At 46.5% G+C, this 9,919-nt stretch carries 8 protein-coding genes; all 8 read right to left on the bottom strand.

The annotated features are described in order from the left end of the window. Positions 1 to 137 precede the first annotated feature (137 nt). A complete protein-coding gene (locus AACQ17_RS02045) occupies positions 138 to 752 on the bottom strand; it encodes a glutathione S-transferase family protein (RefSeq protein WP_017043593.1) in 615 nt (204 codons plus the stop codon). 13 nt (positions 753 to 765) lie between these two features. Further along, complete coding sequence (locus AACQ17_RS02040; protein ID WP_094123575.1) at positions 766 to 1,797, bottom strand: NADP-dependent oxidoreductase; 1,032 nt, start codon at positions 1,795 to 1,797, stop codon at positions 766 to 768. An 83-nt stretch (positions 1,798 to 1,880) separates the two neighbouring features. Further along, positions 1,881 to 2,477 carry a TetR/AcrR family transcriptional regulator gene (locus AACQ17_RS02035; RefSeq protein WP_038148298.1) on the bottom strand — a complete coding sequence of 199 codons (597 nt, stop codon included), beginning with the start codon at positions 2,475 to 2,477 and terminating at the stop codon, positions 1,881 to 1,883. Between the two features lie 173 nt (positions 2,478 to 2,650). Further along, on the bottom strand, positions 2,651 to 4,948 hold the full coding sequence (locus tag AACQ17_RS02030) for a glycoside hydrolase (RefSeq protein ID WP_094147438.1): 2,298 nt from the start codon (positions 4,946 to 4,948) through the stop codon (positions 2,651 to 2,653). A gap of 75 nt (positions 4,949 to 5,023) precedes the next feature. Next, the gene (locus AACQ17_RS02025) at positions 5,024 to 5,851 is read right to left on the bottom strand and encodes a DUF2861 family protein (protein ID WP_094147437.1); all 828 of its coding nucleotides are present in this window, start codon (positions 5,849 to 5,851) and stop codon (positions 5,024 to 5,026) included. Then, positions 5,844 to 6,497 (bottom strand): response regulator transcription factor, encoded by a 654-nt coding sequence (locus tag AACQ17_RS02020; RefSeq protein ID WP_013868288.1) that lies wholly within the window; start codon positions 6,495 to 6,497, stop codon positions 5,844 to 5,846. The genes AACQ17_RS02025 and AACQ17_RS02020 overlap by 8 nt, the downstream gene beginning before the upstream one ends. Further along, positions 6,494 to 7,939, bottom strand: coding sequence for an ATP-binding protein (locus tag AACQ17_RS02015; RefSeq protein WP_094147436.1), 1,446 nt, complete (start codon positions 7,937 to 7,939; stop codon positions 6,494 to 6,496). The genes AACQ17_RS02020 and AACQ17_RS02015 overlap by 4 nt, the downstream gene beginning before the upstream one ends. Positions 7,940 to 8,032: 93 nt before the next feature. Further along, positions 8,033 to 9,730, bottom strand: coding sequence for an RluA family pseudouridine synthase (locus AACQ17_RS02010; RefSeq protein WP_094147435.1), 1,698 nt, complete (start codon positions 9,728 to 9,730; stop codon positions 8,033 to 8,035). Between the last annotated feature and the right edge of the window lie 189 nt (positions 9,731 to 9,919).

The following is a 9,919-nucleotide window of genomic DNA, read 5'->3' as shown; positions in this document are numbered from 1 at the left end:
CCCTTATATTATTGTGGTTTAATCCTAATGTGCTTGGTTACTTTTCACTATTGATAATACATCAAGTAGTCATTTCCATAATGGAAATAAAAACGCCACTTCGTTATCGTCGAAGTGGCGTCATCAGGAACCTAAGGTTAGGCGTATTGCGCTTCGATTTGGTTCGATTTTAGATAAGCAGGGTGAGTGGCGAGCTGCTCTAAGTAACGTTCAATATTCGGGAAGTGAGTAATCGCTCCGTTGGTCAGCAATATTTCAGCAATGAATGACATCATGAAATCAGCGCCAGTGAGTTGGTCGGCCACTAAGTAGCGTTTACCCGCTAAACACTGGTCAAAATAACTCATCACTTTGGCCGTTTCGCTTTCTGCATAGCCACCAAGGAAATTGGTTTGGCAGCCATCTTTGGCAACAAACATTTTTAATAGCAGCGGCAATATGGCAGAGCTTTCCGCAAAGTGGAGCCATTGCTGGTACTGCACATATTCCACGCTGCCACGCTGAGGCGCAAAGTGTTGGCCGTATTTTTCTATCAAGTAATCGGTAATGGCGCCAGATTCAGTAATCACCAAACCATTGTCTTCAATCACAGGTGACTTACCTAACGGATGCACGCTTTTTAGCTCCGGCGGTGCCAGAAAGGTCACGCTATCACGTTGATATGGAACCACTTGATACTCAACCCCGAGCTCTTCAAGTAACCAGATAATGCGCTTAGAGCGTGATTTATTTAGATGGTGAAGTTTGATCATTATGCGGTCCTTATTAAAGTGGTTGGTTGATTTGGATAACCAGTTTGCCAAAGTTTTTGCCTTCCAATAGACCAATAAAGGCTTGTGGTGCGTTTTCTAAACCGTCAATCAGTTGCTCGCGGTATTTCACTTTCCCTTCGCTTAGCCATTGAGTCATATCAGTAGCAAATTCGTTATAGCGATGGCCGTAGTCATCAAAAATAATGAAACCTTGCATGCGGATTCGTTTGGTAAGCAAGGTGCCCATCAGCATAGAGAGGCGATCAGGTCCTTCAGGCAGCGACGTTGCATTGTATTGAGAAATCAAACCACACAGCGGAACTCGCGCTGCTGTGTTAAGCAGAGGTAAAACCGCATCAAATACTTTGCCACCGACATTTTCGTAGTAAACGTCAATCCCTTGAGCACATGTTTTAGCCAATTGCTCTGCAAAATCGTCAGCTTTATGATCAATACATTCATCAAAACCTAATACTTCTTTAGCGTAACGACATTTTTCCTCACCGCCAGCAATGCCCACCACTTGGCAGCCTTTGATTTTAGCAATTTGACCAACCGTTGCCCCTACTGGGCCAGTAGCTGCGGCGACTACCACCGTTTCACCTTGCTTCGGTTGGCCGATGTCTAGCAAACCCATATAAGCGGTAAAGCCGGGCATTCCCATGATGCCTAGTGCGTATGAGGGTGAGGTTGGATTTTTACCGAGTTTAAGTAAACCTTCGCCGTTAGAAATAGCGTAATCCTGCCATCCGGTATAAGCGAGTACCCACTCACCTTGCTCAAATTTTGGGTGGTTTGATACTTCCACTTGACACACGGTCCCGCCTACCATGACATCATCAATCGCGACAGGATCGGCGTACGATTTAGCGTCACTCATGCGGCCGCGCATGTAGGGGTCAAGTGAAAGATAAACACTACGCAGCAGCACTTCACCAGCGGCAGGTGTTGGTTTAGGCGCATGTTCTAAGCGAAAGTTAGCAGGCGTTGGTGCACCGACAGGGCGTGAAGCGAGTACAATGCGGCGGTTAGTTTGTTCAGTCATTGGAGAGTCCTTTATTATTTTAAATTAGACCAGTCGTCTAGTTTGGGTTTCAAAAAAACCGCTATCGAAATAGCGGGTGAATCTTAACTAGGGCACTGGCCTTGCAAAATGTGTTCGGTGCTCGTAAGCGCTTGTGCAAGCCCTTGGTTATCTTGACGCAGTTTACTGAGCAAACTTGCGCCGAGCCAAAGGTTATAAAGCAATTCTGCGGTTTGCTGGCTGTGTTGTACGTGAATGGAGCCGTCGTCGATCCCTTGCTGGATACATTTTCCGACCGCCTCAATAATGCTATCTGCACCTTTAAGTAAAGCAATACGCATCGCATCAGACAAGTCTGAAACTTCAGCGCTTAATTTCACCACCAAGCAGCGCTGTGCGTTACATAAGCCATTGCTCTGCTCATACCAACATTGCCAATAATGCATCAAGTGTTGATAGGCATTGCCTTCTTCTTGGTCAAAAAGGGCATTAATCCGTACTAAATAGTGCTGAAAATAGTCCGTAATCAGTGCCTCGCCAAATTGCTCTTTTGACTTAAAGTAGTGATAGAAAGAGCCTTTGGGCACATCAGCGGTTTTTAATAATTCAGACAAGCCTACGCTGGTGAAGCCTTTGGTTACGACAAGTTGGTAACCGACCTCAAGGATGTGTTGGCGAGTATCATGGGTTTTTGTATTCATGGACGGCACTATAATTCAAATTAGACCAGTCGTCTAGTTTTGTTTGTTCATATTGTATTTGTGCTACTGGCTATGGTTGCTGAATGATAGAAATGGACACTTCCTCCTTGAAGTGTCGCACTATTATTTATCTTTTAATGAGTTATTTATCTTTTAATGAGTGAGAGATGAGACTATTTTTCTGTCTTTAGCGTATCCGATGCCCAAATGAGGTTTTGCCCATTGCTGAGCTCAGCTTGAATACTCAAGGCTGGAACTATTTCCTTATCCTCTTTTTTATATGGCTGCGTAGAGAAATTGGCGGTAATTTTACTGCCATCACCAAAGGTTGTTTGTTGTACCATCCCTTGTTCATCAAGCCATTTAAAATCGACTAAAGGTTGGTTCCACACGACTTCATGGATTGGTGCAAACCCTTGCTGATAACGGCGCAATGCGTTAACTCGTGCGCTGTTAGGCATCGCTTCATCACGGCTAAGGTGAATCATCGCTGGGGTGTTATACAGCATGGCGATTAAATCTCGCTCCGCTTGCACGTTGGAAAACTTCATGCTGTCGCTGTGCCAGTGGTGACTGTTGATCACCTCATCATGGAACACGGTCTGATAGAGAGGGATACGGTATTGCGGTGCAAATAACAGTGTTTTGTACGGCTCTTTGACTTGCGCGGGTTTAAAGAAAAAATCTGGACTCGTTGTTGGGAACCATGCTCCAAGAAAGTAAGGCGATTGGCGGTTAGTTTTCATATCAGGATCTGTCCAGCCAAATCCTACCGTTTCTAAACCATGAGCAAAAGAGAGCCCTTGTGTCGTCAGGCTGTTACCATCTTCAGAGCCGAGAACCACATTCTGTTCATTAGCTATCCAGCGCATGCGTTGATTGAATGCCTCCAGCATTGCGCTTTCTTTCATTCCTTGTCCCTGTTTATATGAGTAATCTTCACGGGCCATTCCGGTCCCATCCACATCAAGAAACAGGCTGTTAAAACGGCCATATTTTAAAATCGCCTCAATGCGTTGCTGCACAAAGCCTAATTGGCAGGCTGGGTTAAGGTAAAAGCCGTTGCCACGAAACCCTTTTTGTTTTTTGCCGTCGGCGTTTTCTATCGCACATTGCTTGCGCATTGCATCCGGTAGCTGCGCGGTAAGCCAACCATCGTTGATGCCTTTTGCAATGGCGGTATTGTAGGAGTCGTACACCCCAACTAAGTAGCCAGCCTGTTTTGCTTGATCAACCACTTGTGGCTGGTAAAAGGCGGGCATCCAATTATCCAAACCTAGCCAGAGGTGCTGCAAACCAGCTGAGCTGAGTGCGTCAATCATGGATGTCGATAGCCCCTGTCCCCAAGTGCTGGCATCACGTAGAAACGGTAGTTTCTGCTCTGCGAGCCATGCTTTTCGTGCCTGAGCGGCTTGGTATTGGCTAGCTATCCCTGCTTCTTGGGTTGAAGGTTGCTCTTTTATCCAAGCATTGAGCGAGCGGTTCACTTCGTCAATCAACAACCGTTTGTTGTAGTTGTTGAAAAAATCTTTTCCTTTAACGAGTGGCTTAAGCTCTTTGAGCGCTTCGTTTGATGCTACCCACTGGGGCTGCTTAAAATACCATTCTTTAAGTGCCCAGAAATCAGTCACATCTTGTTTGGACACTAAGTCTTGGCCAAACAAGTAGACATGGCTTGCGCCGATAAGCAGTTTTATGGCTGGGTTTTGCTGCGCTTTTTGTTCGAGCGTTTGTGATAACCCATTCTCTTTTCGCCACTGACGGTAGCGTTTGGCACCATCTAGTGGTGAGCTGCCAAGGGAGATTTCCACCTCAAAAGGCTCATCTTTGTTGAGCACAGTGAAAGCGTGCGTGGCTTGCATGTCTAGCTTGTTTTGCTTGGCGCTAAAATTGAGTTTGTTGTTGGTGGCGGTATTGAGTTGGTAGCTCACATACTGCTCATTGCCAGCTTCCACACTCCAAAATGGCATTTTGAGATCTTGGGTGGTATTGCTGGCAGAGCGTTCCGCTATGAGGTAGTTCACCCACTGTGGGTTATCGGTTGGAATCCGCATTCCTTCACTAAAAGGAAGAATAAGCGTTTTGCTTTGCTGCTCCGGCAGTTCAAACCACTGCACGGTTAACGGTTTAGCACGAGAGATCTTACTCTCAGCGCTCGCGGTAATCGACAGCTTCAATGTTTGTTGTAAATTAGCCTCGACCTTTAACTGGCTAGGAACAAGCAGCCAAGAGGCGTGATGTTGATTATCTTGTTGCAGTTGGCTGACTTGCTGTGGCTGGCCGTTAACGGTTAGCTGGCCTTGGTTAATGGTTAGCTGGGCATTTTGCTGCCAATCAATAGCAAAATTTTGTGGCTCTATTTGCACGGTTTGGTTTTGATTATGCAGTGTAATTGACGCCGGTTGTGATTGGCTAGCCAACGCTAACAGTGGCGTACAAGTGATCAATAAAGAACAAAGTGGTTTATACATGGTTTGTCATTTCCAGTGTGTCTCGGTGTGTTGATTACATAAGAAATCGACAACTCAATTGTCACCCTGATGTCTTCATTGAGCCTGATTTGGCAGAGTCAAACGTTGTACATATTCCACTTTGATTGCTCCTTGATATTCGACAGTTTTGATCAGAGTACTGAGCCATTTAGCCGAGCTGGGGGATGAGCTTGGTTTGTCCAATAATTGCTGAGTATTACTTATTGCTACCATATCTTGCTGCTTGATTAACTGAAATTGGTCGTCAAACCATTGCCAAGCAAGGCTTGTTGGGGGGCAGTTTGTCAATACTGTGGGGGACTCAAGTGCTAGTGGGTAGCCACCGTTGGGAGAGGCGGATTGCAACCATGTGGAGCCAAAAGGTATGGTAAGAACTAACCAATAGTGCTGTTTGTCGAGTGTCAGTCGATAAACGCCATCTTGCGGAGTAAAGAGCAGTTCTGGGCTTTCTAATTCTATATAAGGGGCGGATGATGTTACTTGGCTCTGTGAGATGAGCAAGCCATTGTCAGGGCCAAGAAGTTCAACCTGGCTAGGCAGCTCTGCTCCTTCCATTGATAATTTGAACTGGTAACCTTGCTGCATCACGTTGGTTTTTTTTTGTATCGAGATTTTGATCAGCGCCGCATTTGGTACCACATCGCTTAAGAGCTGTTGGCCACATTGGGTTTGTTCAATAATGGCATGCTTGACGCTTGCCCAGTGTTGCGTGGCAATGGTTTGGTTATTGAGTGCGAGGATCAACTCTTGCCAGGCAAGCTGTGGCTGATGGTTCGCTAAAGCGCGATAGGTTGATTGCAGTGGTGTGGCCATAAACCAATCATCACTCACGGCGTGGCTTGGACTAACGACGAACAGTACAAACAGCCAAAGGTTACGCATTGGACACCTCGACTAAACGATACCCAACGCCACGAACGGTTTCGATATTGAGTGAGGGTAACTGCTGCCTCAGCTGTAAAACATGATTATCGACGGTTCGAGTTGAGGGAAAGGCTTGGTAGCCCCACACTTTATTGAGTAGTTCATCACGGTGAAAAACACGTCCTTGATTTTGAACCAGCAGCAGTAATAGCTGAAACTGTTTCGGTTTTAGCGTCATCAACTGCTCACCTAAGGTAACGCTGCGCTTTGAGAGATCAATGGCAATGTCAGCGTAGGAAAGCAAGCTTTCTCCTAATGGTCGCAGTTGCGCTTGAATTCGCGCCAGTAATTCTTGTTGCGAAAATGGCTTGGTGACGTAGTCTTTTGCCCCCGCCATCAGACCTGCTATTTTTTGCTCAACCTCGATTTTGGCCGTCAGGATGATCACTGGCACGGCTTTGGCCATTAGCCATTGAGGTAGATGATCCAAGCTGTCTCCTTGAGCCAGTTGTCTATCTAAAATCACCAAATCGGCGCGAAACCATGCTTTTTTGACTTGTGAGAGCTGCTGTACCCACAAACAATCAAAACCTTGCTGTAGCAAGTAATCATGCAAACCTTGCCCGAGTAGAGGATCATCTTCGACCAATAACAGTGTGTTCATAATGGTAATTCCAATTGGCAGCGAGTGGGGTGGGCTTTACACGTCAGTTTGCCGCCCATTTTAAGCATCAAATGGCTCACAAGACGGAGCCCAATCCCCATATTGGAAGCCGTGCGAGAACGAGAAAATAGCCGTTTTAGACGAGAGGGAAACTCGCCTTCATCGCTAACGCAAAGCTGCAGTTGAGTGTCAGTCACGCTGGCCGTTATTGAGATTGTCCCTTGACCATGTTGCTTGGCATTACGGATCAAGTTATCCAAACAAATCCCAAGCCAGTAATACGGTAGTGTGAGCTCGATATCTTGTGTCAGTTCATAGCTGAGTTCGTGTTTCGCTACGCAGTGATCTAACCAATCTGAGAGATAAGCGGTTTGACATTGAAACGGCTCATTTGGATCGCTACTCAAAAATCCTTTACTGGTCTGAGCAAGCTGAGCTAAACGTTGGTGATCGGCCAGTAAGCGGCCGAATGTATCTTGGGCTGGCTCTGGCAGAGTATCAAATTGCTGGCGAAACTGCTCAACGGTCAAGCCAAGACTGGTGATAGGGGTGCGTAGTTCATGCGTCAGCAACTGTAAAATAAAGCGTTTTTCTTTGGCTTGTTGGCGGCGTAACCAGAGCGTCCTACTCAGCGTTGCTGCGAGCAACAGCAGTAATATGACTGATAACCACAGTGAGATATTGGGTTTTTCTTGGCTAGAGACACACAGATTACTGTAGCGTAATTGGCAACTTTGAGTAGCCGCTGTGATGGCCGACAATACCAATTGCTGATCGAGCGCGACTTTTTTCCATTGCAATGCGCTTAGTACGCGAATACCGAAATCGCCACTGATCCATAGCCGTTGTTGACGGTCAATATAAGCGCGATAACCGCTGACCAAGGCATCTCGCCCTGCCGTTTCTAAATCGGTAAAAAAGGTGTACAGCGGATGCTGAGGGTTAGAGAGAGTCGTGTAGGGCTGTAGCTCGGCGTTTTGCTCGGCCGTTATGTTATGAGTAGAAAAAGCTAAGTATCGCTCTGCGTAGCTCCCGCCTGCAGGATGCAGAAACGGAGCCGTCTTAAACCAACGGATGGGCAATTCATCGCCTTGGCATAAAGCGAGTTCAAACGACGCTGCTTTTTGCAATTCAGGGCGTGATGCCAAGGTTTTTGATAAACCGGGCGACAGTGCGCACTGTGAGGCTATCGCTTTGAGCTCAGTTATGGTTTGCCATGAATAACGGGAAAAATCAGGATAGGCGCTGGCGCTGAGCAGAAGATCGACAGGGTATGAGTTAATGCTTTGCAATGGCAAGGCTCGCGCAGCCGATAGCGATTCGGCTTGGCGTAGAAAATGCTGCCAACGATCTTGCAGCGTTTGCTCTTGCCCGTGTGCTAGGTTTGATTGTCCTAGCACTGTGGTGAGTGTGATCAAAAGGTACAGCAGCCGTGTTCTCAACGTTAAGCACTTAGAAAAAGGTTCGCATTCACGAAATTATAGCTGTGCTAAGTCAGGATTTGTCACCTCAATGTCACTAAAGCGGAATGTCGATCAAAACTCGGCATCCACCGTGAATGTCATCCTTTGCTTGGTATAAGGATGATCAAAGCTCAGCGACTCAGCATGTAGATGTAAACGCGCTCCTTTCGTGCCATAAAGATCGTCGCCAACGATGGGCAGGTTGAGTCCTTCCACATGAGCGCAATGCACGCGCAATTGGTGGGTTCGTCCTGTTTTGGGGTAGAGGTAGACTTTACTGAATCCATCTTGGCATTCAATTAATTGCCAGTGAGTGTCAGCAGGTTTGCCATGTTCAAAACAGACCAATTGACGCGGCCTGTCATCTAAATCGCCCCGCAGCGGTAAGCGAATGTCACCATGCGATTGCTGTAATTCACCAGCGAGTAAGGCAAGATAGCGTTTTTCAACGCCGCGGGTAATAAATTGCTTCTGCAGGCTTTTATTGGCTCGGCGGGTGAGAGCAAACACCAATAAACCTGAAGTAGACATATCGAGGCGGTGGATTACAAAAAGCCCTTCATCTGAGCTAAACGTTTGTTGCAGACGAGTATAAACAGAGTCCTGAATGTTGACTCCGGGAACGGATAGAAACTCGGCAGGTTTGTTGACGACAACAATCGCTTCATCCTGGTAGATGATGTCGATCTCTTTGCCTTGCGCTGGGTTATGCAATAGCGGGTTATCATCGAGCTTCAGCCCATCAAGCATGTGAGCCAAAATCGGTTGGCACTTGTTTTGACAAGCAGGATAGAATTTCTTGTGTTGACGAATTTCAGATTTTGGTGACGCTCCCCACCAGAATTCGGCGAGTGAAATCGGTGTCATCTGATGTTGAAACGCGTAGTGCAGCAATTTTGGTGCGGCGCATTCTCCAGACCCTGCTGGTGGAACAGGGTTAGCCGTAAGACGGAAAATCTCCCCCAGAGATTTTTCAGTGCCGTATTGATTGAGAAATCGATAGTGAGAAAAAAGTCGTTGCTGCAACGCATTAGAGAGATTTTTACGCTGCTCTTTTAACGCATCAATTTGTTCTTGAAATGCGTCTATTTGCGCTTGTAGTTCGTTGAGGTTGACGTCCCACTTGCGCTTTAATTGCTTGAGGGACGCTTTTTCAGCCACACTTTGTTTGGCGAGATAATCCAAGGTTTCGCGCAATTGTTGGGCATCATTTGATTGCTCGGCAAGGATGCGTTGCTGTTTACGCTGTTCACGACCTTGAATCATCAGCTGGCGATGCGCTTCTAATTCATCTTGCGCTTGCTGATGGGCGGTGGTCCATTGCTGCTGAAGTAGTGCACGCTGTGGATCGCACTCCAATTGTTCAACTTGCTGATTAATTTGATTGATCGGCACGCTGCCTTCCAAGAAAAAACCATCGTTAGTGAGCATGTCAAATATCGGCGGCACAAAATGCGGCAGCAGGTTTTGCTCAGCTAACTTCCCCGAGAATGCAGACAGGTACCCTAGCTCTCCACTTTGTTTACGCACCACTAAAACGCCAAACATTTTCCCGATAGCTTCCGGATGCTGGTTTAGCACGCCGTGATTATCGAGCCCAAAATTATGTTGCCAATTCTGCTGGTTCAGCAGGTGTTGTTGCAGCTGGTTTGCCGCTAATTCGCTTAGCGGATGCGGCTCGTAACAAAATGGGAAAGTAAAGCGCTCAGGCAGAGAGTAGCCTTCAATAGGTTTTTTAAAGGCAGTAAAACAGGGCGCTGGTGTTGGCATTTTCTCTGGCTCGCAGTGGATGGTGGTGGAGAACGCAGAATTGTACTGATTTGACCTAGAAATGCCAGTTTCTGGTTGAACGGCGATGATGATACTATTAATTAATGTAATTTGCTTATTAATATCATTAATATAGCTTAGTTAATCCCAAAGAAATAAGTTAACAGTGTCGATTTAACCTGATGCTAT

This window comes from Vibrio sp. V10_P2A27P122, from assembly GCF_963874335.1.
GTDB classification, from domain to species: domain Bacteria; phylum Pseudomonadota; class Gammaproteobacteria; order Enterobacterales; family Vibrionaceae; genus Vibrio; species Vibrio anguillarum.
Note: the sequence above shows the minus strand (reverse complement) of the source record. Positions and strands in the feature narration are given on the sequence as shown.